21 protein-coding genes are annotated in these 22,496 nt (G+C 65.0%); 17 read left to right on the top strand and 4 right to left on the bottom strand.

What is annotated here, in order from left to right:
- Positions 1–514 precede the first annotated feature (514 nt).
- From ACOZJV_RS31275 to ACOZJV_RS31325, 11 genes are all read left to right on the top strand, one after another.
- The gene (locus ACOZJV_RS31275; RefSeq protein WP_201131739.1) at positions 515–832 is read left to right on the top strand and encodes a YXWGXW repeat-containing protein; all 318 of its coding nucleotides are present in this window, start codon (positions 515–517) and stop codon (positions 830–832) included.
- 75 nt (positions 833–907) lie between these two features.
- Positions 908–1,489, top strand: coding sequence for an RNA polymerase sigma factor (locus ACOZJV_RS31280; protein WP_201131740.1), 582 nt, complete (start codon positions 908–910; stop codon positions 1,487–1,489).
- Positions 1,486–1,920 carry a hypothetical protein gene (locus tag ACOZJV_RS31285; protein WP_201131741.1) on the top strand — a complete coding sequence of 145 codons (435 nt, stop codon included), beginning with the start codon at positions 1,486–1,488 and terminating at the stop codon, positions 1,918–1,920. The genes ACOZJV_RS31280 and ACOZJV_RS31285 overlap by 4 nt, the downstream gene beginning before the upstream one ends.
- Positions 1,917–2,399, top strand: coding sequence for a periplasmic heavy metal sensor (locus ACOZJV_RS31290; RefSeq protein WP_201131742.1), 483 nt, complete (start codon positions 1,917–1,919; stop codon positions 2,397–2,399). Before ACOZJV_RS31285 ends, ACOZJV_RS31290 begins: the two co-directional genes overlap by 4 nt.
- Before the next feature lie 296 nt (positions 2,400–2,695).
- Positions 2,696–3,694, top strand: a complete 999-nt coding sequence (locus tag ACOZJV_RS31295; protein ID WP_078473358.1) for an EamA family transporter — start codon at positions 2,696–2,698, stop codon at positions 3,692–3,694.
- 130 nt (positions 3,695–3,824) lie between these two features.
- Entirely contained in the window at positions 3,825–4,997 is a 1,173-nt protein-coding gene (gene ampC, locus ACOZJV_RS31300; protein ID WP_421549283.1) for a class C beta-lactamase, read from the top strand.
- Between the two features lie 341 nt (positions 4,998–5,338).
- The gene (gene pcsA, locus ACOZJV_RS31305; protein WP_078473360.1) at positions 5,339–6,058 is read left to right on the top strand and encodes a phosphatidylcholine synthase; all 720 of its coding nucleotides are present in this window, start codon (positions 5,339–5,341) and stop codon (positions 6,056–6,058) included.
- 123 nt (positions 6,059–6,181) lie between these two features.
- Entirely contained in the window at positions 6,182–6,691 is a 510-nt protein-coding gene (locus ACOZJV_RS31310; RefSeq protein ID WP_020296863.1) for a sigma-70 family RNA polymerase sigma factor, read from the top strand.
- A gap of 3 nt (positions 6,692–6,694) precedes the next feature.
- Entirely contained in the window at positions 6,695–7,648 is a 954-nt protein-coding gene (locus ACOZJV_RS31315) for a FecR domain-containing protein (RefSeq protein ID WP_421549284.1), read from the top strand.
- A gap of 276 nt (positions 7,649–7,924) precedes the next feature.
- Positions 7,925–10,303, top strand: coding sequence for a TonB-dependent siderophore receptor (locus tag ACOZJV_RS31320; RefSeq protein ID WP_421549300.1), 2,379 nt, complete (start codon positions 7,925–7,927; stop codon positions 10,301–10,303).
- Between the two features lie 147 nt (positions 10,304–10,450).
- Positions 10,451–10,843 carry a VOC family protein gene (locus tag ACOZJV_RS31325; protein WP_421549285.1) on the top strand — a complete coding sequence of 131 codons (393 nt, stop codon included), beginning with the start codon at positions 10,451–10,453 and terminating at the stop codon, positions 10,841–10,843.
- Positions 10,844–10,853: 10 nt separating this feature from the next.
- On the opposite strand, the gene ACOZJV_RS31330 is transcribed toward ACOZJV_RS31325, so the two are convergent.
- From ACOZJV_RS31330 to ACOZJV_RS31340, 3 genes are read right to left on the bottom strand one after another with little or no spacing between them, the layout of a single operon-like run.
- Complete coding sequence (locus ACOZJV_RS31330) at positions 10,854–11,594, bottom strand: hypothetical protein (protein WP_421549286.1); 741 nt, start codon at positions 11,592–11,594, stop codon at positions 10,854–10,856.
- A gap of 9 nt (positions 11,595–11,603) precedes the next feature.
- Positions 11,604–11,975 carry a DUF1801 domain-containing protein gene (locus ACOZJV_RS31335; protein WP_421549287.1) on the bottom strand — a complete coding sequence of 124 codons (372 nt, stop codon included), beginning with the start codon at positions 11,973–11,975 and terminating at the stop codon, positions 11,604–11,606.
- Positions 11,972–13,528: a hypothetical protein gene (locus ACOZJV_RS31340; RefSeq protein ID WP_421549288.1), complete on the bottom strand. Its 1,557-nt coding sequence runs from the start codon at positions 13,526–13,528 to the stop codon at positions 11,972–11,974. The genes ACOZJV_RS31335 and ACOZJV_RS31340 overlap by 4 nt, the downstream gene beginning before the upstream one ends.
- Positions 13,529–13,705: 177 nt before the next feature.
- Here ACOZJV_RS31340 and ACOZJV_RS31345 point away from each other — a divergent pair, with 177 nt between their 5' ends.
- Both ACOZJV_RS31345 and ACOZJV_RS31350 read left to right on the top strand, forming a co-directional pair.
- A complete protein-coding gene (locus ACOZJV_RS31345) occupies positions 13,706–14,104 on the top strand; it encodes a hypothetical protein (protein WP_421549289.1) in 399 nt (132 codons plus the stop codon).
- Positions 14,101–14,721, top strand: a complete 621-nt coding sequence (locus ACOZJV_RS31350) for a LysE family translocator (protein WP_421549290.1) — start codon at positions 14,101–14,103, stop codon at positions 14,719–14,721. The genes ACOZJV_RS31345 and ACOZJV_RS31350 overlap by 4 nt, the downstream gene beginning before the upstream one ends.
- Positions 14,722–14,745: 24 nt before the next feature.
- Here the strand turns inward: ACOZJV_RS31350 and ACOZJV_RS31355 are convergent, their stop codons facing one another.
- Positions 14,746–17,202 (bottom strand): PAS domain-containing protein, encoded by a 2,457-nt coding sequence (locus tag ACOZJV_RS31355; protein WP_421549291.1) that lies wholly within the window; start codon positions 17,200–17,202, stop codon positions 14,746–14,748.
- Positions 17,203–17,453: 251 nt separating this feature from the next.
- On the opposite strand from ACOZJV_RS31355, the gene ACOZJV_RS31360 reads away from it, so the two are divergent.
- From ACOZJV_RS31360 to ACOZJV_RS31375, 4 genes are all read left to right on the top strand, one after another.
- Positions 17,454–18,275 carry a 5'-nucleotidase, lipoprotein e(P4) family gene (locus tag ACOZJV_RS31360; RefSeq protein WP_421549292.1) on the top strand — a complete coding sequence of 274 codons (822 nt, stop codon included), beginning with the start codon at positions 17,454–17,456 and terminating at the stop codon, positions 18,273–18,275.
- A 262-nt stretch (positions 18,276–18,537) separates the two neighbouring features.
- Positions 18,538–20,610: a type VI secretion system Vgr family protein gene (locus ACOZJV_RS31365; RefSeq protein WP_421549293.1), complete on the top strand. Its 2,073-nt coding sequence runs from the start codon at positions 18,538–18,540 to the stop codon at positions 20,608–20,610.
- Positions 20,607–21,551 carry a hypothetical protein gene (locus tag ACOZJV_RS31370; RefSeq protein ID WP_421549294.1) on the top strand — a complete coding sequence of 315 codons (945 nt, stop codon included), beginning with the start codon at positions 20,607–20,609 and terminating at the stop codon, positions 21,549–21,551. The genes ACOZJV_RS31365 and ACOZJV_RS31370 overlap by 4 nt, the downstream gene beginning before the upstream one ends.
- Positions 21,548–22,496 (top strand): T6SS effector BTH_I2691 family protein (locus tag ACOZJV_RS31375; protein ID WP_421549295.1); only part of this gene is annotated, 949 nt, incomplete at its 3' end. The genes ACOZJV_RS31370 and ACOZJV_RS31375, both read left to right, overlap by 4 nt.

Consider the following 22,496-nt stretch of genomic DNA (forward strand, 5'->3'; position numbering starts at 1 on the left):
CCCCCTCCCCTCCCCCCCCACACCCGCCGCCGGGGGCCCTCCCCGCGCGGGGGGGGGCGGGTCCTCCCCGTCCCGCCGCCCGGCCGCCCCCCCCCCCCCCCAGGCTCGGCTACAGGTGCTGTTCCTTCTCTCAACGGTGGTAGCCATACCCATAACGCCAGCAGCATGGATGAGGGTGGCCGTAGAAGACGCAGCCGTTGAGGGTCAACAGCACCGCGACACAGGCGAGCAATTTAAGACAGCGGGACATGGAAAATTCCTCATGGGTTCAATGGCGGTAGCCGTGCAGCAAGCCAGGAACAGCAACAACGTTCTCTGCCCTGGTAACCCTTGAACGGGGGCAGTGCCCGGGATCCGTCGGCCGCTACCGAGATTTTTCATGCCGCCGAGGGCCCGCCATGCAATGGGCGGCCCGGTGAAAAAAAACAGCGTGGCTCGCGACGGATCTTTTCCCTATCTATCGTTCAACCCATCAGCTGCGTTCATTGGCGAACGCAGGCCTGAAGGAGTTGCCATGAAGCTTGCCCGCCCCCTGCTTGCGTTACGCCATGCCTTGCTGATTCCGCTGGCACTCATGGCCCTGGCGAGTGCCCCGTCCTATGCCCAGACCGAGGTCATCATTCGCCAGGCGCCGCCGCCCATGCAGTACGAGCGCATGCCCGGGCCACGCCCCGGCTACGCCTGGGATCGCGGGCATTGGCGCTGGAGCGGTCGCGGTTATGTCTGGGCTCCCGGCTATTGGCAGCCGATGCGCGGCGCGCGCTGGATACCCGGCCACTGGCAGGCCCGCGGGCCGAACTGGTACTGGAAAGAAGGCCATTGGGTGCGCTGAGCCTGTGACCGGCGCCGAGCCCCCGTGCCCGGCGCCAGCCCCTGCTACCCGGCCAACGCACCGAGAACCGCCGATTTGAACGAACCTGATCCGGACATCGAGTTGTTGACCCGCATCGGCAACAACGAACCCCAGGCTGTCGATGAAATGGTGTCGCGCAAGCTGCCGCGCCTGCTGGCTCTGGCCGGGCGCCTGCTGGGTGACGCCGATGAAGCCCGGGACGTGGCCCAGGAAAGCTTTCTACGGATCTGGAAACACGCCGCCAGCTGGCGCGCCGGCCAGGCACGTTTCGACACCTGGCTGCACCGGGTGGCCTTGAACCTGTGCTACGACCACCTGCGGCGGCGCAAGGAACGGCCCTGGGCCGACGCCGACGAACTGCTCGAAGTGATCGACCCGGCGCCGCGCCCCGAGGAGCAACTGGAGGCCAGCGCCCGCAGCACGCAAATGGAAGCGGCCCTGGCTGCGCTACCCGAGCGCCAGCGCGAAGCCATCGTGCTGCAGTACTACCAGGAGCTTTCGAACATTGAGGCCGCGGCGCTGATGAACATCAGCGTCGATGCCCTGGAAAGCCTGCTCTCGCGGGCCCGGCGCAACCTGCGCAGCTACCTTGCCGAACCATCCGGTACTGCCGACCTAGGAAGGGGAAAACCATGACGCCCGAACGCTTTGGTCACTTAGCCGACGCCTACGGTGCCGACTTGCGACGCTGGCCCGTCGCCGAACAAGCCGCAGCCCAGGCCCTGCTTGCCAGCGGCGCGGGCCCGATGCAGGACGCCTTGCGCCAGGCCCGCGAGCTCGACCAGTGGCTCGACAGCCATCAACTGGCGCCCTCCCCTGCGGGCCTGGCCCACCAGATCGCGGCCAGTGCGCCCCGGCCTCGACCGCGCTCGTTCTGGCAGCGCTATGCAGGCTGGCTGTCGCCGGCGGGATTTGTCGGGGTCGGCCTGGCGGGGATCGGCGCCGGGATGCTGGTGGTGTCCCTGAGCCTGCCATTGCACAGCTCGCCCGAAGCCCTGCCGAGCATCTTCGAACAGAGCGATGCCGAGATCATTCTGAGTACCCCAGCCGAGGAGATCGAACAGTGACCCAGCCCAACAAGCCCCTGAAAACCCTGCTGGTGGTGTCGCTGCTGCTCAACGTATTCCTGGTGGGCGGCCTGGCCGGTGGCCTCTACCAATGGCTGGGGCACAACCGGGCGCAACCCCTGGCCGTGGCGGAGCCCCAGCACGGCCTGCGCAAGGCCCTGGTGCAACTGCCGGATGTCAGCCGCCAGCAACTGCGCCAATTGCTGCGCCAGACCCGCATCGACAGCCAACCGTTGCTCCTGGCCGGGCGCCAGGCGCGGCTGGATGTGGTCGAGCGCCTGCAGCAACCGACCCTCGACCGCAATGCCCTGGACGCCGACCTGGGACGCGCTCGGGAAGCCGACAGCGCGCTGCGGGCCCGGGTCGAAACCGCCCTCGCCGACTTTGCCGGCAGCCTCAGCCTGGAAGACCGGCAGAAGCTCGCCGACTCGCTGTACGTGCGCGGCCAGGGCAAGGCTCGTCCAGGCAACAAGCACTAAGGCGCCGGTGCTATCCGGCGCCGGCGTTTGATCCAGGCCCGACCGTTTATGGAGTCGCCGTGGTCGAGAGTCAGTCATACGACCTCATGACTGATTTGCACGACAGCGGTCGCCCGAGACGTCCTCCCGAACACCTCCTTACTCCCCCCGCATTGCAATCCCTTGGCGACTACAGGGTTGTCTCCCCTGGACGATTGCGGTACAAAGCCCAAGCCAAGTTGTACGACAACATAATAAAAAACCACTCCGTCCGGCTTCAGCCCTGACCCGGCTCCCCGCGTTCGAGACTCACTGCCATGTCCCTGCCCACTGCCTCGCCTGCTGCTCCCGTCGCCTTTTCCCGTCCACTCGCGGTGCTGATCCTGCTGTGCATGGGCTGTGCCTTCGCCGGCAACCATGTGGCGGCGCGGGTCGCCTTCGACGATGGGGCGGGGGTGCTGCTGGCGATTCTGCTGCGCTCGGGCGGGACCTTGCTGGTGCTGGCCGGCCTGGTGCTGTGGCAGCGCCAGAGCATTCGCCTGGCCCCAGGCGCCTGGCGCTGGCAATTGCTGCTGGGGCTGCTGATCGCGGCCCAGAGCCTGTGCCTGTATTCGGCGGTGGCACGGGTGCCGGTGGCCCTGGCGCTGCTGGTGGCCAACGTCTTCCCGATCCTGCTGGCGCTGCTCACCTGGGCCCTCGGCGGCCCGCGCCCTACCGCGCGCACGGCGGCGCTGATGGCGATGATCCTGGTGGGGCTGGTGCTGGTGCTCGACGTACCGGGGCGCCTGGCGGCCAGCACCGAGGTCGGCCCGCAATGGCTGCTGGGGGTGGGCCTGGCGTTCTGCGCCGCCAGCGTCTTTGCCTGCGCGCTGTGGATCACCGATCACCGGCTGTCCCAGGTGCGCGGCTCGGTGCGCAGCCTGCTGACGATCCTGGTGGTGTTCAGCAGCGTCAACCTGGCCGGCCTCAGCGGCGCCCTGCCCGGCGGCCTCGACCTGCCGCAAAGCAGCACCGGCTGGCTGGCCCTGGCGACCCTGGTGGTGCTGTATGGCACCGGTTTTATCGTGCTGTTCATGTCGGTGCCGCGCCTGGACATGCCGCGCAATGCCCCGGTGATGAACATCGAACCCCTGGCCACCTTGCTGATGGGCTGGCTGGTGCTGGACCAGATGCTCAATGCCGGGCAGATCCTGGGCGGCGCCATCGTGGTCGGCGGCATTGTGCTGCTGACCTGGCGCAAGGCCCAGCCGGCCCCCGCCGTTGCCCCTCAGCCACGCGCCGGTGCGGTGCGCAACGAGGTGGCGCAGGGCGACTGACGGCCACGGAGCATGGCGGCTGCAGGGTGTTGCCCAGGGACGGTGCAGGTTATGCTCGTCGCCCGACCCGCCACAGGGGCCTGGCGCGCATTGCGGCCACCCCCTCGAACATCACGGAAAAACAGCAATCATGGGCGAAAAAACCCGAATCACCCTGGCCGCCCTCGGCACCTGCGTCGCCCTGCTGGGCACTGGCCACTGCCTGGCCGCCGCCCCCGACGCGCATCAGCTCAAGGCCTTGGTCGATGCCACGATCAAACCGGTGATGCAGGCCCAGGACATCCCTGGCATGGCAGTCGCCATCAGCATCGACGGCCAGGCCCACTACTTCAATTACGGCGTGGCCTCCAGGGAGAACCGGCAGGCGGTGAGCAACAGCACCCTGTTCGAGATCGGCTCCCTGAGCAAGACCTTCACCGCAACACTCGGCGCCTACGCCCAGGCCACTGGCAAACTGACCCTGAGCGACGCCGCCAGCCAGTACCTGCCGGCGTTGCGCGGCAGCGCGCTGGAGCACATCAGCCTGTTGCAACTGGCGACCTACAGTGCCGGCGGCCTGCCGTTGCAGTTCCCGGACGACGTCAAAAGCGCCGAGCAGACCCTGGACTACTACAACACCTGGAAACCGACCTATCCCCCCGGCAGCCAGCGCCTGTATTCCAACCCGAGCATCGGCCTGTTCGGCTACCTGGCGGCACGCAGCCTGGGCCAGCCGTTCGAGACCCTGATGAGCAATACCCTGCTGCCCAAGCTCGGGCTCAAGCACAGCTACCTCCAGGTTCCGCAGGACCAGCAGCACCTGTACGCCCAGGGCTACACCCAGGCCAACCAGCCGATCCGGGTCGGCGCCGGCCCGCTGGACGCCGAAGCCTACGGCATGAAGACCAGCTCCAGCGATCTGCTGAGCTTCGTCCAGAGCAACCTGCAACCCGAACCACTGGAACCGGCGTTACAGCAGGCAATGGCCCTCACCCACAGCGGCTACTACCGGGTCGCTGACATGACCCAGGGCCTGGGCTGGGAGATGTACGCCTACCCGATCAGCGAGCAGAAGCTGGTGGAAGGCAATTCATCAGCGATGGCCCTGCAACCCCACGCCGTCAAATGGTTGAACCCGGTGCAAGCACCCCAGGCACAGATGCTGCTCAACAAGACCGGTTCCACCAACGGTTTCGGGGCCTACGCGGCCTTCGTTCCCGGGCAGCACATCGGCATCGTGATGCTGGCCAATAAAAACTACCCCAACGCCGAACGGGTCAAGGCTGCGCGCACCATTCTTCAGGCGTTGCAGGCCAAACCCTAGGCCACCACAACGCCCGGTAGCCGCTGCCGAGGCACAAGGCTGCGCTGGCCGGTATGGGCGCCGTGTTTTATCGGATGTACCGGGCGTCGGTGAGGGCCAGCGTCCGAACGCGGCCCTAGCCTTCGGCAGCGGCTATGGAGATTCGGGCAGGCCGTCGCCACGAGGGAATGGGATGCGCGGCTTTGGCCTATCAAAAGTCGTTCACCGCGCACGGCGATTTCTCACTAAACTGCGCTGAACCTTATCGTCCAATGTCCGGTCGATAGTTGCACCCTGGCCTGGGCCGTGGCGACCTTGTCGACGAGGATCGTTGGCCTGCACTACTTCCTGGAGAACCTCCCGTGATATCGACTCTACACATCGCCAGGCTCAAAGCATGGGGCGCCCATGGGTTCACCGCGACCGGCGTGGTAACGGCCTTTCTCGCCACCCTCGCGCTGTTCGACAACCAGCCCAAAGCCTGCCTGATCTGGCTGGGCGTGGCGCTGCTGGTGGACGGGGTCGACGGCTCGCTGGCGCGCAAGGTCAACACCCAGTCGGTGCTGCCCAATATCGACGGTTCGGTACTGGACCTGGTGATCGACTACCTGACCTATGTGTTTATCCCCGCGCTGTTTATCTACCGCTACATCGCCCTGCCCGACTACACGCCGCTGCTGGCCACCTCGCTGATCCTGGTGTCGTCACTGTTCTGCTTCTGCAACGTCAACATGAAAAGCAAGGACAACTACTTCCAGGGCTTCCCCGCCGCCTGGAACGTGGTCGCGCTGTGCCTGTACATCATCGCCCCACCGGCCTGGCTGACCCTGCTGAGCATCATCGGCCTGGCCCTGCTGACGTTGTCGCGAATGAAGTTCCTGCACCCGTTCCGCGTGCGGCGCTTTATGCCGATCAATATCGCCGTGACCTTTATCTGGCTGTTGTGCAGCCTGCTGCTGGTACTGCGCCACCCGGATGAAAGCCCGGCGGTGATGGTGGTGTGGCTGGCGATGTCGGCGTACTTCCTGGGTATCTGCCTGTGGCGCAGCTCGGTGGAATGGCTGGACCGCTCCCGCAGCTAAACCTTCCCGCCTCCCCCTGGCGCTCGCTGCAATCGTGCAGCGGGCGCGGTTGAATCTTGCCAAACCATTGCACCTGCAAGAAAATGAGATGCATTATCAAATGCCTCCGCAATGGTCCCGCCCATGTCGCCCCCCGATCTCTCGCAGCAACACGCCGTGCACACGCTTTACCAGGAGCACCATTCATGGCTGTGCGGCTGGCTGCGCAAGAAGCTTGGCTGCGTGGAGAACGCCGCCGACCTGGCCCAGGACACGTTCGTGCGCGTCATGACCCAGCGCAAGGCGCCGGAGTTGCGCGAGCCGCGGGCCTACCTGAGCACCGTCGCACGCAGCCTGATGATCGACATGTTCCGCCGCCGAGGCCTGGAGCAGGCCTACCTCGAAGCGTTGATGGCGCTGCCCGAGCCGGTGGATATCTCGCCGGAAACCCGGGCCTTGATCATCGAGACCCTGGTGCGCATCGACACCCTGCTCGACGGCCTGGGCGGGCGCACCCGGGAGATCTTCCTGCTGGCCCAGCTCGACGGCCTGAGCTATGTGGAGATCGGCCGCCGCCTGCAGGTTTCGGTCAACACCGTGAAAAAACACGCGGTCCGCGCCCTGACCCACTGCCTGCTGGCATTGGAGGACTGAGCCATGGCGCAGCCGCAAGCACTCGACTACGCCACCCTGGAAGCCGCCGCCCGCTGGTACGTCGACCTGCGCTGCGAAGCCCGCAGCGAGGCCCTGCACGAAGCCCACCGGCGCTGGCTGGAACATGACCCGCGCCACGTGCTGGCCTGGGAGCGCATGGGCCGTTTGCAGGCCACCTTCGACCAGGCACCCGCGGGCCTGGCGCGCCCGGCCCTGAACGGTGCCCGGGCCAAACGCCGCGAAGTGCTCAAGCTGCTGTCGCTGCTGCTGGCCAGCGGCTGCGTGGGAACCCTGGCCTGGCGCACCACGCCCCTGCCGACCCTGGTGGCCGACCAGCGCACCGCCACCGGCGAGCGCCGACGGGTACGCCTGGACGATGGCAGCCAACTGCAACTGAACACCGCCACCGCACTGAATATCCGCTACAGCGCCAACCTGCGGGAACTGCAGTTGCTCAGCGGGGAAATCCTCATCGAGACCGCCCGCGACGCACTGGCGCGGCCGTTTGTGGTGCACACCGTCCAGGGCAGCGTGCGCGCCCTGGGCACGCGTTTTATCGTGCGCAGCGAGGCCGGGACCAGCTCGGTGAGCGTGCAGCAGCATGCAGTGGAGGTACGCCCCGCCGACCTGCCGGGCGCCGTGCTGCGGGTCGAGGCCGGGCAGCAGTTGAGCTTTGCCGATGACCGCCTGGGCACGCTGCAACCGGCGGCGCCCTATGCCGATGCCTGGACCCGCGACATGCTGCTGGTCAGCGACCGCAGCCTCGGCGAATTCATTGCCGAGCTGCAACGCTACCGCCCGGGCCACCTGGGCTGCGACCCGGCCGTGGCGGCACTGCGGATTTCCGGGACCTTCCAGTTGCGCGATCTCGACACCGTGCTCGATAACCTGACCACCACCCTGCCAGTGCGCATCAGTCGCTTCAGCCGCTACTGGACCCAGGTCGAACCGGCCTGAAGCGGCCCGTCTACCGCGCCCCTCTACCCCCGGACAAAAAAGCCGAAAGTTTTTTCGGCTCAGGGGTTGTTGATTTTTATTCTCATGCGACTTGCTAGGTAGAGGCGCACAGACGCCGCCATCCACTGCCAATGGGCGAAAGGAAACCGCATGTCCCCTAGCAAGCCGACTCCCTCGTGTCACCCCCACCCCCACAGCCAGCGCTCTGCCCTTGATCTTCCGGCGCGCGCCCTGCGCCGCAGCCTGCTGGGCCTGGCCCTGAGCACCCCGCTGGCGATGCTGGCGCTGACCACCAGTGCCTGGGCGCAAACCACGGGCGAGCTGGAGTTCGATATTCCCGCCGGCGCCCTGGATGTGGCCCTGGCCAAGTTCGCCGCCACGGCGGGGGTGACGGTGTCCTTCGAACCGGCCTCGGCCCAGGGTCGGCAGACGGCTGGCCTGCACGGGCGCTTCGCCTCGGACGCGGCCCTGCAGCAGCTGCTGGCCGGCAGCCGGTTGCAGGCGGTGCGCCAGGCCAATGGCAGCTACTCCTTGCTGCCGGTGAGCCAGGACGGCAGCCCTCTGCAACTGGACGTCACGAGTATTTCCGGCAAGGCCGCCGAATCGGCCTGGGGCCCGGTGGACGGTTATGTTGCCACCCGCAGCGCCACCGGGACCAAGACCGACACCCCGCTGCTGGAAATCCCCCAGGCCATCAACGTGGTCACCGCCGACCAGGTCCAGACCCAGGGCGCGCGCAACCTGACCCAGGCCCTGCGCTATACCCCGGGCCTGGCGGTGAACGGTTTTACCGACCGCAACAACATTGCCGACGAGATCACCAGCCGTGGTTTCGCCCCGACCCCGCTGTACCTCGACGGCGCCTACCTGCCCTACGCCGGCAGCCTCGGCGGTGCGCCGCAGATCGACCCCTATACCCTGGAACGGATCGAAGTGCTCAAGGGCCCGTCATCGGTGCTCTATGGGCAGAACCAGCCCGGCGGCCTGATCAACATGGTGTCCAAGCGCCCCACCAGCGAGCAGCGCAACCAGGTCAAGCTGGGCGTCGGCAGCTACCACCGGGTCAATGGTGCGTTCGACTTCAGCGGCCCGCTGGATGAACAGAAACAGTTTTCCTATCGCCTGGTCGGTCTGAGCAAGAAAGGCAATGACCAACTGGACCACACCAACAGCCAACGCAGCCTGCTGGCGCCGAGCCTGACCTGGAACCCCAACGACGCCACCAGCCTTACGCTGTATGCCCAGGCCCAGCGCGATGACGGCCTGGCCGACTACCAGGCACTGCCGGCCATTGGCTCGCTGACGCGCGGGCCCAACGGCAAGAAAATCGACCGTGACCTGTTTCTCGGCGACTCCCATTACAACAACTACAAGCGCGACCAGTACGTGCTCGGCTATGACTTCAGCCACGCGTTCAGCGACGACCTGAAATACCGCCAGACCGCGCGCTATATCGACACTCGCGACGCTTACCGGGGCTTCTACCTCAGCCGTTTCGTGGTCAACGGCGGCGTCACCGACTACACCCAGGCCACCCGCACCAAACTCGACTGGCAACAGCACAACAGCGCCTACACCCTCGATAACAACCTGGAGTACCACTTCAATACCGGCCCCCTGGAACACACCACGCTGGTGGGCCTGGACTACCGCAACTTCAACCGCAAGTACACCGGCTACAACGCCTACGGCGTGCTGCCGATCAACCTCTACGGACAGAACAACAACTACAACACCGACAGTGTGACCCCGAGCCTGACCACCCAGTGGGACAACACCATCCGCCAGACCGGCCTCTACGCCCAGGACCAGATCAAGCTCGATCAGTGGATCCTCACCGTGGGTGGGCGCAAGGACTGGGCCGAAGTGGAAAACAAGGACCTGCTGGCCCACTCCATCGTCGAGCAGAAGGACCAGAAGTTCACCGGCCGCGTCGGCCTGACCTACCTCACCGACTTTGGCCTGGCGCCCTACGTCAGCTACTCGCAGTCGTTCCTGCCGACCATCGGCACCAGCGCCCCGGACCGCGGCGGCCAGCCCTTCAAGCCGACCGAGGGCGAACAGTATGAAGTCGGGGTGAAATACCAGCCGAACGACAAGACCCTGATGACCGCCTCGGTGTTCCAGATCACCCAGAAAAACGTCAAGACCGGCGACCTCGACTACCCCGAGTACGAGATCCAGGACGGCGAAGTGCGCTCGCGCGGGGTGGAGCTGGAGCTCAAGTCCAGCATCGACAACATCGACATCCTGGCCGCCGCGACCTACATCGACGCGTTCTACACCAAGACCAATTACCCCTCCGACAAGGGCAACCGCAGCGAGGCCCAGGCCCCGGTCTCGGCCACCTTGTGGGGCAACTACCACTTCACCCGGGCGTTGCTCAACGGCCTGACTGTGGGCCTGGGTGCGCGCTACACCGGGAAGAAACCCGCCGACTCGGCCAACAGCTTCACCACCCCGTCCTTCGTGGTCTACGACAGCACCATCAGCTACGACATGGGCAAGCTGACGCCGAGCCTGCGCGGCTTGCAGACCAGCCTTAACGTGCAGAACCTGTTCGACCGCGAGTACATCTCGGACTGCAACTACTCGTTTGGCTGCTACTACGGCCAGGAACGCGTGGCCTCCCTGGAAATGACCTACGACTGGTAAACCCCGGGTTTCAACGACGCGGCAAGGGTGTCAGCATGGCCCCCTTGCCTCATGCCAGTCAGTTAAGGGCAAGCACTGTCATTGTGGCGAGGGAGCTTAACTGATCGGCATTATCCCCCTTGCCACTGTCATTTCAGGAGAAGCCCCATGCTGTCCCATGTATTTATCGGCGTGAACCAGTTCGAAAGCGCCCTGGCGTTTTATCAGCCACTGATGGCGGCGCTGGGCCTGGAAGTGAAGTTTCTCGATCACCAACCCCCCTGGGCCGGCTGGAAACACCCCGAGCACGAGCGGCCACTGTTCGTTATCGGCCGGCCGTTCGACGGTGAACCGGCTGCTCCCGGCAACGGCCAGATGTTTGCCCTGCTGGCCGCCGACCGCGCCACCGTCGACCGCGCACACGCCCTGGCCCTGAGTCTCGGCGCCCACTGCGAAGGCCCGCCGGGCCTGCGCCCGCACTACCACGCCGAGTACTACGGCAGCTATTTGCGCGACCCCGAGGGCAACAAGCTGTGCCTGGTGTGCCACCACGACCGCTGAGGGTTGGCGGCTACTGTGGGAACAACTCGATATGGCCTTCGACCAGGGCCAGCAGCGCCGCGTCCAGGCTTGGTCGCAGGCGCTGGTAGGTCTGCTCGCAGGCGGCGAACAGCGGGTCCTGGCTGATGTTTGATACGGGATCAGACTGCTGCTCCCGTCGCTGGCGCTGGCGCAGGTCGGCCTGTTCAAGGGCAGTCGCCAGCTCATCGAGTTGCAACCGACGCAGCTCGGCCAGCACCAGGGGCAGATGGAAGTACAGGGCACAGTCGAAGCCTTCCCACTCTTCATAACTGAGCCATTCATCCAGGGTCATAAAGCTGCGCAAGGGCACTGGCAGCACCTGCAACTGATCCAGGCACAACCAGTACTCGCGCTTGAGGCCATGCACCGTTTCGACGGCGCCGGCGATCAGGCCCAGGGCCCGATCCGGGTCGCGATGATGGGTCCGCAGCATGCGCTGGGTCAGGCTGAAACGCGCTTCCTCCAGGGCCACCAGGGCCCGCGGCAACTCGTAGCCAGCCGCATGCAGGTACGCCTCGGCTTGTGCGGCAGGCAAGCCTGACTGAGCCACCAGATGTTGCACGGTCTCGGCCCGGAAGCGCTCGGCGGCCAAGGCCACATCGCCGGCACAATGTTGCAGCAGGGTCCGTGCATGGCGCACGCCCACCGGCACCGCCTGGCGCAGTTGCTGCAATGCCTGGAGTTGGGTGCTGTCCATCGCTCTGTCGGCCTCGTTATCGGATGCAGTCATGCGCCCGCCCTAGCCCGCCAGTTGCCAGGCCTGGGCCAGGAAGTCGGCCAGCCGTGAGTCCCGGGCGTCATCCAGGGTGCGCACCTTGCGATGCCGGCGAAACTTGCCGCCGCCCTCCAGCAACTGTTCCGGGTCTTGCAACAGATAGCCCTGGCTGAACTCCAGCGTCACATGCTCGCGGTAGGCATAAATGCCGCAGAACGGCTGCGCCTGGCTGAACAGGATGCCGCCGTACTTCACCGTTTCACTGGCCATCGGGCACACCTTCAGCACCTGTTCCCGCAGGCATTCCACCAGGGCCTGCAGCTCGGGCTGGGCCAGGCGCAAGTCATGCAGCAGGGCCTGCAGCGGATCCTGGGGCAAGTCTGTGTCCTTGTTCATCGAGCCCCCGGCTCCACAAAAAGCGGCGCGCCGTAGCGCTTGAACGAGCGCGTGGAAGATTCCCCGACCTGGTGCCACCAACTGAGCTCCATGGCACCCCGGGCGTCCATGCGCGTGGCGATTCTTTCGGCAATCAGCGGCTCGCCGTCGAACTGCCGGACCACCGTCAGCGGCGGGCTCCAGCTCTGCTTGTCGGCGCTGTAGCGGCTGACTTGCACCTCATCCATCGGTGCGCTGCCAGGCCGTGAGCCCGAGGCGTTCCAATACCCGATCAGGTTCCAGACCAGCATGATATTGCCCGCTGCATCGACCTCGGGCGTGGTGAAAAACGGGGTCTGCCAGCGCTGCAGAGACGCCAGGGTCAGGGGCGCGCTCCAGGCCTGGCGCGCCGCCTCATAGCGGGTGACCTGGATGCCCGCTTCCGGGCTGTTCCAGAGCGTCACCGCATTGCCCGCCGGGTCCATGGCCAGGGGTGGAAAACCGTCGAGGTTGCTGCGCTTGCGCTGTGGGTCATCGAGCTGGGTCTGCTGCCATTTGTCCGTACGCGGGGTGTAGTGGGCAGAAAACAGGCCGTCGGTCTGATACCACAGCACCGCCACATCGCCACGCCGGGCGCCCGCCACTACCGGTCGGCCCACCATGTAGTCGGACGTCGCGAGCGATCGCGGGCGGCTCCATTGCTTGGCTTGCGGGTCGTAGCGCGCCACCAGCAACGATGCCTCGAACGAGCGGGAAAACAGAAACGACTTCACACTTTGCTGACGCCAGGCGAGCGTGGCGAAACCGGAATCATCCACCACCAGCCGCTGCGCATCGACGCCGTAGGAACGACTGCCGATATCGCGATTGACCTTTTGCGGTTCGCTCCAGGTCTGCTGCCGGGCGTCATAGCGGGTACTGCGCAGCTCATGGGGGATGGGCGAACCCGGGGTCGCTGAGCCTCGGGGCTGCTGGTCCCAGGCCACGAACACATTGCCCTGGGCGTCGATGCCGGTCACCGGGCCGATGGACTTGTTGGTCGTGTCCCCCGGGTAGTTTCGATCCAGGCGCAACGGCGCGCCCCAACGCCCGCTGTCGGCCTGGTAGCGCACGCTGAGCACGGTATTGCCGATCTCGCTCTCGGGGCTCCAGACCACGGTCAGGTTGCCTTGCCCGTCGGCCACCAGCGAAGGCGCGAACACATGGAAGCGTTCGTTGCCCTGGGCCAGGATGGTCTGCTCATCGCTCAAGCGGCGGCTGCCGGCCTCATAGCGCGCGGTCTTGAGCAGAAAACGCGCACCGCTTTCAGGGAACTCGAACCAGACCACCATGACCTTGCCATCGCCACCGAGCGGCGACTGGTACTGGAACTGACGCGAATAGTCGCCGTGGCCGACCTGCTCGCTCCAGCCTTGGCCGGCTGTCTGTGCCTGCATGGACACCGGGGTCGGGCGCGGCGCGGGGGGCGACTGTTCACTGGCCTGGAGCGCCGCCGGCAAACAACAGCTCAACAGGCCCAGCAACATCGGCAGGGCGGCTCTGGCCGAGGCCCGGTAGGGTGCGATTCCTTTCACTTGAACATCCTGTCTGAGGGGGCACCGATAACGACCGTCATCCGCGCGCCGAGGGATTCTCCTGAAGTCGGGGGCAAGAGGCAACCCGGGACTGTCGACAGCGCAACGCTATAGACGGGCCGAGGGTGCAGCGGCGAGTATTGGCCCTTTCGCCGCACACACCTGGATTGATCCCTTATGAGCAAACTCGCCTGCTGCTGTGGACATGTGATCGTCGACCAGACCGACGACCTGCCGTACAAGGCCAGCCTGCTGCGGGACCAGGAAGAATCCATATTCCAGGAGCGTACCCAGGACAGCGTCAAGCGCTTGCTGAAGGCGGTCGGCAACAATGAACTCGACCAACTGGTCGTCGAGCAGTACGGCAACACGCCCTGGAGGCCCCGACCCGATGAGCTGTTCCAGGATCAATTCACCAGCATCCAGGTCGCCTCGATGACCAGCCTGTATGAGTGCCAGAACTGTGGCCGCCTGTGGGTCCAGCGACCGGGCAGCCAGCAGTTCGCCTCCTTCACCCCCGACAGCGGCCAGTACCTGGCCGTGTTGGCCAACCCCGTGCCCGAGACACCTGAATGAACACCGCCACGCTGCTGCTCTACACCACCAGTTGCCTGATCGGCGCACTGATTCCCGGCCCCACTTCCTTGCTGGCCATGGCCAACGGCACCTCGCGCAATGGCCGGCTGGTGGCGGTGGGCATGGCCGGTGCGGCGCTCTCGGATATCTTGATCATCGCCGCGGTCGGCCTGGGCCTGGGGGCGATGTTGATGGCTTCGCAGAACCTGTTCCTGGCCCTGAAATGGTTTGGCGTGGCGTACCTGGCCTGGCTCGGCATTCAGTTGTGGCGCAGCCAGCCCCGGGCCCTCGACCCCGCGGCCATGGCCGGCGGCAGCCGCGGCGGCGAGGTGTTCTGGCGCAGTTTTTCAGTGGCCCTGACCAACCCCAAGGTGCTGCTGTTTTTCACCGCCTTCCTGCCGCAGTTCATCGACCCCAGCCAACCGACCCTGATGCAGTACGCGCTGCTGGCGCTGGTCTCGGCAGTGGTGGATATCCTGGTAATGGGGCTCTATGCCGCAGGCGGGGTGCAGGCGGCGAAGGTCCTCACGCAAACCGGCATGCGCCGGCTCAACCGCTGCTGCGGCGCGACCATGCTTTCGCTGGCGGCGTTCCTGGCGGTCTACCGCAGGAGCTGAAAACGCCTGACGGGCCCCTGCGCCTCAGGCGTCCTGGCGCGCCCCGCCGGACTGGATCGCCACGCTCAGCGCCTGGGCCAGGGCGTCCACCGAGTAGGGTTTCTGCAAGAACACGAACTCCCGCGACCCGCCCTGGGCCAGGGCCGGGCTGTAGCCACTGGTGAGGATCACCGGCAGCCCGGGGTACAGCCGGCGAATTTCCTCGGCCAGCTCGATGCCGCTCATGCCGGGCATCAATACATCGGAAAACACCGCTTGAAACGGCGTGGTGCCCTGGGCCAGCAGCTTCAGGGCCTCGGCGGCGCTGGTGGCCCATTGCGCGCGATAGCCCAGTTCAACCAACGCCTGGGCCAGCAAGCCGCCGACCTCGGTGTTGTCCTCGACCATCAGCAGCGTCGCGCCCTGGCCGTCGATCCGCTCCGGGCTGGCTGCCATCGGTTGCGCGGCTTCCGGCGCCTGCAGCGAACGCGGCAGGTACAGGGTAAAACGCGTACCCTGCCCCGGCTGGCTGTCGACCAGCAACTCGCCACCAGACTGCTTGGCGAAACCGAACACCTGGGACAAGCCCAACCCCGTGCCCTTGCCCACTTCCTTGGTGGTGAAAAACGGCTCGAAAATACGCTCGATCTGCGCCGGGTCGATGCCCGAACCGGTGTCGGCCAGGGACACCGCGACAAACTCCCCCACCACCCCGGCATACAACCCCTTGGCCGGGGTGCAGTGCGCCCGCTCGACAGTGATCACCAGCAAGCCCTCGCCCTGCATCGCGTCGCGGGCGTTGACCGCCATATTGATCAGCGCGGTATCGAACTGCCCGGCATCGGCATGAATGAAGCACGGCTCGGCGGGCAGCTCGATCCGCAGCTCGATGCAGGCCCCCAGCAACGGGTTGAGCATATCGGCCACGGCTTGCACGCCGTGGCCGACGTCGAATGTGTGAGGTCGCAGGTTCTGCTGCCGGGCATAAGCCAGTAACTGCCCGGTGAGCTTGCTGGCCCGCTCGACGGTGTCGGAGATCGCCTCGATGTAGCTCAGCCGCCGCTGCTCGCTGAGGTTGCGCCGCAGCAGGTCGGTGGAGGACTTGATCACCGTCAGCAGGTTGTTGAAGTCATGGGCCACACCACCGGTGAGCTGCCCCATGGCTTCCATCTTCTGCGCCTGGCGCAGCACGTCTTCGGTCTTGCGCAAGGCTTCGGCGGCTTCGCGCTCGCCCTGGACGTCACGGCCCACGGCATGAATATGGGTGCGGTCCGGCACGGCCGACCAGGACACGCTGCGGTAGGAGCCGTCCTTGTGCCGGTAACGCCCCTCATAGCTGGAAAAACTCACCCCGCGCGCCAGCTCAGCCACCACCTGGGCCGCAGCCACCCGGTCCTCCGGGTGCAGCAGTTCGTAGGCGCTTTGCCCCAGCAACTCGGCCTCGCTCCAGCCCAACAACTGGGTCCAGGCCGGGTTGGCGGCGACAATCGTGCCGTTGAAATCGGCAACGATCATCAGGTCGGCAGACAGGCGCCAGATCCGGTCGCGCTCCTGGGTGCGCTGCTGCACCCGTTGCTCCAGGGAATCGTTGAGTTGCCGCAACTGCTCCTCGGCCTGGCGCGTGGCGCTGATGTCGCGGGAGATGCACAGGATCTTCTCCGGCCGGCCCTCGGCATCGAGCATCGGCGTGACTTGCACGTCCCACCATTTGCGAGTCCCCAGCAGGGTTTCGGCCACGCCCTGGAAGCGCGCCGCGCGGCCTTCCTGGGCCGCCGCAATCGCTGACCGCGCATCGGTGTTGCCCTGGTTCTGCCAGAAATCGGGCCACGGGCAGCCCCGGATCGCATTGAAGTCACTGACTTCCATGACGCGCATCCCGCCTTCGCTCATAAAGGACAGCTTGCCGTCCAGGTCCAGGACCTTGATGCAGTCATTGCTGCTGGCCAGGACGCGGGTATTGAGTTCACGGGTCTCGCGCAGCGAGGACTCGGTCAGCCGGGCATGCTCGGCCAGCAGCACCTGATCGCTGGTTTCCACGGTGCAGCACAACAGGCCGACCACCGTGTGTTGCTGTTCGTCGTAGACCGGGCTCATGGAGAACGACCACCAGGTCTGATCTTCTCCGGGAAAGCGCTGCATGCGGATCGGCATGTCTTGCAAGCGACAGGACTGGCCGCGATAAACCTGCTCCACCAATGGCTGGACCTGAGGCCAGGCATCGGCCCACAGGGTCTCGATGGTTTGCCCCAGTGCGGTGTCCAGGCGCGGGCCGAGCACCGGTTCATAGGCGTCATTGAACAGGAACATTTTTTCCGGCCCCCAGAGCAGGTACATGCTCTCGGGCGACTCCAGCATCAAACTCAAGGTGCTGCGCAACAGGCTCGGCCACTGCTCGATAGGCCCCAGGGGCGAGGTCGACCAGTCATGGGCACGGATCGCAGCGCCCGCCTTGCCGCCGCGAGGGACTGGGTTGCTGGGGATGGCGGGAGAAGACTCATTCATGGACGGAACACTGCAAAGAAGGAGGTATGGACGCTGTGGGCCGCTGGTGCAGCGCAGAATACCCGAGCCGTAGGGCCGACGATAGTTAATGCCGCCGCCTGATGGCCATTGGCTTCGCCATAGCGCCCGCAGCAGATTGCGTCGCGATGTTATGCAAAGGCGACCCGGGCATTGAGTGGCCCGCCCGCTTGCTATAGAACCCATTGGCGGCCCGCGCCGCGCCTGCGCTCATTTGCCCTGAAGGTTCGCCCATGACACTCAATAACAAGAAGATCCTGCCCCTGGCCCTCTTACTCCTGCTGCTTCAAGGCGGCGCCGCATTCGCCGCCGAGGCACCGGCCTCGAACCTGCTGACCGCCGCCGTGGCCTGGAAGCAGACCGCAGCCGAGTTCCAGGCCCTGTATTACCAGGGTTTCAACATCGCCCGCCTGCGCCTGGACCAGGCGTTGCAAGCGCACAAGGCCGGCGACAAACCCCTGGCCATCATCAGCGACATGGACGACACCGTGCTCAGCAGCAACAGCTACTGGGGCTACATGATCAACGCCGACCAGGAGTTTTTCGACGATGTGGCCTGGGATAAATGGGTCGCCGAAAACGGCCCGGTGGCCACCCCGGGCGCCGTGGAGTTTCTCGATTACGCCAAGTCCAAGGGCGTCGAAGTGTTCTACGTCACCAGCCGCGACCAAGGCGAAAAAACCTACGAATACGCCCTGGCCAACCTGCGCAAGAACGGCCTGCCCTTCGCCGACGAGCAGCACCTGACGGTGTACCGCGACAGCTCGAACAAAGAGCCGCGCCAGCAGGAAATCGCCAAGGACCATCAAGTGGTGGTGATGCTCGGCGACAACCTCAACGACTTCAAACGCAAATACTACGTGGCCGACGTCGAACAACGCCGCGCCCTGATGACCGCCGACAAGGCCCAGTTCGGACAGCAATTCATCCTGTTCCCCAACCCCACCGACGGCCATTGGCTGAAAGCGATCTTCGGCGACTCCGAGCCCCCGGCCAGCGCCGAAAACCGCGCCAAGTTCAAGGCCGCGGCGGCGTCTACGGCGTGGAAGCCGTGAGGGGTTAAGCAGCGGCTCTTGGCCAATGCGCCCGTGCGTGGCTCAGGATGACGAAGGGCTGAACAGCAGAGAGTCAGACTAAATATCGCGCGATTTAAGCGACATTTCTCTGTGCTTTTCAGTGACTTCTGATATCCACGAGCCCCGTAAAACCTGCACGCTCCTGCCCGCTAAACCCAAGCACGTCCACTTTGAGTGACGTGCAGTCAAGCACCGATTGTTCTTTCGCTTGATGTGGGTGACAAGTTGCCGGGAGCACACCATGCCAAGCCAATCCGATCTGCGTTTTACCTTCAGCGTTGGCAACGAGTCCTTTGACGTTGTTGAGTTCACCTTGCATGAAGCACTGTCCGAGACCTTTCATCTTTACGTCGAACTGAGCAGCGCCAAACCCGCCATCAACTTTGGGCAGGTGCTGGATCGGTCCGCGCTGCTGACCCTCTGGCACGGCGAGACGCCAGTGCGCTATGTGCATGGCGCCGTGTCCTCCTTCGTGCAGCACGACAGCGGCTTCAGGCGTACGCGCTATTCGGCGGTGGTCGAACCGCGTCTGGCGCGACTTAAACTCAGCTCCGACTGGCGCATTTTCCAGACCCTTACCGTGCCGCAGATTACCGAGGCGGTGCTCAAGGCCCATGGTCTGACTCACGACTACGAGCAACGTCTCACCACCGAACACCAAGCCCGCGAATACTGCGTACAGGCCGGCGACACCGACTACCACTTTGTCGAACGCATCATGCGCGAGGAAGGTTTCTTTTATTCCTTTCGGCACAGTGCCGAAGGTCACCAACTGGTCCACAGCGATCGCCTGTTTATCCACGGTCGGGTGGGCGATGAGCCGGTGCAATACAACCCCACGCCCGGCGGTGATCAGCCTCAGCCTGCACTTCGCCGATTCGCCTACAGTGAAAACGTACGCACGGCGCGCCAGACCCAGCGCGACTACACCTTTCACCATCCGCGCTATGGCCATCAGCACAGTCGTGATGGCGTCGATCTCGACCATCAAGGCCGACGGTACGAACGCTACGATTATCCGGCCCGGGCCAAGTTTGATGAGGCCGGCAAGCCCTTCGCCGAGAACCGACTTCGCGGCCATCGCCGCGATGCACGCATGGCGCTGGTGGAGGGCGATGATCCGCGCCTGCAACCGGGCATTTCCTTCACTCTCGCGGGCCACCCACGGGAAGACATGAACCGAGGCTGGCGCCCGATCAGCATCGTTCACCATGGCAAACAGCACACCAGCCAGGCCGAAGAAAGCGCCGAGGCGCAACTCGGCACTCACTACAGTTATGAAGCCGAACTTGTGCCGGACGACGTCGAGTGGCGCGCAGAGCCGCTGCCCAAACCATTGATCGACGGCCCGCAGAACGCCACGGTAGTCGGCCCCAAAAATGAGGAAATATTTACCGACGAATACGGCCGAGTGAAGGTGCAATTCCCCTGGGACCGCGAGGGCAAGCGGGACGAATACAGCTCCTGCTGGATCCGCGTTTCGCAAAACATCTCCGGCGCCACCTGGGGCCATATGGCCATCCCGCGTATCGGCCAGGAGGTGATCGTCAACCATTTCGACGGCGACCCGGACCAACCGATCATCACCGGCCGTACTTATAACCGCCTGCAACTGCCGCCCTACGAACTGCCCCGGCACAAGACCCGGATGACGATCAAGAGCAAGACCCACAAGGGCGAAGGCTTCAACGAACTGCGCTTCGAGGACGAAAAGGATCAGGAGGAAATCTACGTCCACGCGCAAAAAGACCAGAACATCCACATCAAGCACGACGAAACCACCTTCGTCGGTCACGACCGCAGCGAGCAGGTCGAGCACGACGAAACTGTTTCTATCGGTCACGACCGCAAGGAAACCGTAGGCAACAACGAGCAGGTCAATATCGGCCAAGACCGCCGCCACGATATCGGCCAGGACGACCACCTGAGCATCGGCCGTAACCACAGCATCCGCACCGGCAAAGACCGCACCGAAGAAGTCGGCAATCACCGCCGCGACAAGACCACCGCCAACCACTGGGTCAGCATCGGCGGGCATCAGGAACTCACCATCGAAGGCCGATCCGAACTGCAAGCAGGCCAGGCGATTCGGCACCGAACCAAGGACTACGAGTTACAGGCCGCAGATGAACTGCTGATCAGGGGGCCGGGGGGCAGCATCCGTATCGACGGCTCCGGCATCACGTTCAATGGCATCAACATCGTGGTCAAGGGGCCGCTAAATCTACAAGGCGGCGCTGGCAGCAACAGTCTGTCCCTGATCAATCAGGTGCTCGATGGGCTCGAAGCCGATTGCGTGGAGCGCAATCGATGACCGCGCGCCCTGTCATACACTTCGCCGAGCAGTATCGAGCGCCCGGTGACTACCTCTATGTGCTGGTCGATGGTTTGGCCGAGTGCGATCAGGAGCACCCGCTCAGCATTTCGTCACTGACTCAGGCGCTGGGTGAGTCGGCTATTGCCCGGGTTCTGCGGCCGGACCTGGCACACTCTCCCGAAGCCTGCCCTGCACTGGTCCAGTTGGCGGCACCGGGTGAAACCCCAGCAGCGCGCTACCTGGAACTGGGCGCCCATTACGCCCTGGACGATCTGACGCGCAACAAGCGCTATGTCTGCGGTTGGTTGCTCAGCCCACAACCGCTGGCGGCGGTCGCCGATCACCTTGTCGCCCAATGCCACGCCACTGCGCCCGGTCGAGGCCGGACGCTGTCGCCGTGGTATGAGCCCATCCGGCTGGAGCTCCTGATCGCAGCGTTGCGCAGCCAAATAGCTGAAGTGCTCGGCCCCATCAGTGCCTGGCTCTGCCCCACAAGCTGGGGCAGCTTTACCGTGTTGCGCGGCAGTACCGTTCCTCAGCAACGGGAGCTGCCCCCGTTAGTTCGTGACACCCAGCACCTCGCCCCTTTGATCAGCGACTTTCTGGGCGTGTGGCGCCATGCCCTGAAGCGGCCACCGCGCTACGCCCCCTGGCGCTGGAAAGGCGCCAGCCTGCTGCCACCACAAGCGGGCACCCACGCCTTCAGATTGGTCCGCGACGCCAGGGACCGAAAACTCAGCGACAGCCACGACATCATCAGCCTCTGCCTGCACCGGGTATTCATCCATCCCCACCTGCCGCAGCACCCCGACATCCAGCGCGACATCGCCCAAGCCGCCGCCGGCAACCTATCCCTGCAGGCACGCTTCGACGCCTATGAAGACGCGGCCTGGGCACGCATCGCAACCTCCCTGCCCCGCGCGGAGAACTACTCATGAGCACCAGCACCGCCCTCGGCATTGCCATCAATGAGGCCGCGCCCAACCCCACCGGGGCCTGCAATGCCTGCCAGCGCACCGGCCTGCCGATCCTGCCGCTGCGGGCGGCCTATGCGCCAACGCGTTTCGCCATGCACAAGAAGACGCCCGTGTCCGGCTCGGGGCCGGCGTCGATCCCGATGATCCTCGACCAGCCGCGGATACTTCGTCAGGGCTACCTCTACGTGCTGCTGGACCAAAAAGAATGGCAGGCCTACCAGGTGACGCCGGAAGGTGCGTTGCGCCAGTTCCGCCCTTACCAGGTCCCGCGCGAACAACCAAGGTCGCTGAGCCCTTCCTGCATCGCCCAGGACCATGACTTCACTGCGTCCTTTATCAATATCGACGCCGACACCTACTCGACTGCGTGGATTGCGTTCGCCAACGATCCATGGCCAGAGAACGTGCTGGATCAGTACCGGCGTGGCACGGCGGATGACGGTACGGCGCTGGACGGTCGATTCCACAAGCTCGATCTGAAGGCGGCGCGCGACAACCCGAGCAGCGTCGGCACCGTGATGACCGAGCAACACCTCGAAATTACTCAAGTGCTGGAGTACTCGGAGGCCGACCCTGGGGACTTCGTCAGTGTCCACGGCTTCTACAGCCGCCATCACCGAGGTGGGCTCTTTTTACGCCATGTGCGGAACTTGGTTAAGCGGGAAAACCTGCAGGAGGGGGGAGTGCTGGCGGTGGTGCTGCCCGACCCGATTGGCCGGGTGCAGGAATGCAATGCCCAGCGGGTGAGCGGGGTCAGGGCCCTGCAGGAATGGCGCTCAGAGCCGAAGCGGCGTTTCGAGTTCTTCACCTCCCAGGCACTGCTCGGCATCAAGGAGCTGCGCGATGCCTGGGCGGTTGCCGAGGCCAGCGAAGAGGCCAAGGCCCTGGACGAACACCATCGCCGTT

The organism is Pseudomonas sp. QD4, assembly GCF_049199125.1.
GTDB lineage: Bacteria > Pseudomonadota > Gammaproteobacteria > Pseudomonadales > Pseudomonadaceae > Aquipseudomonas.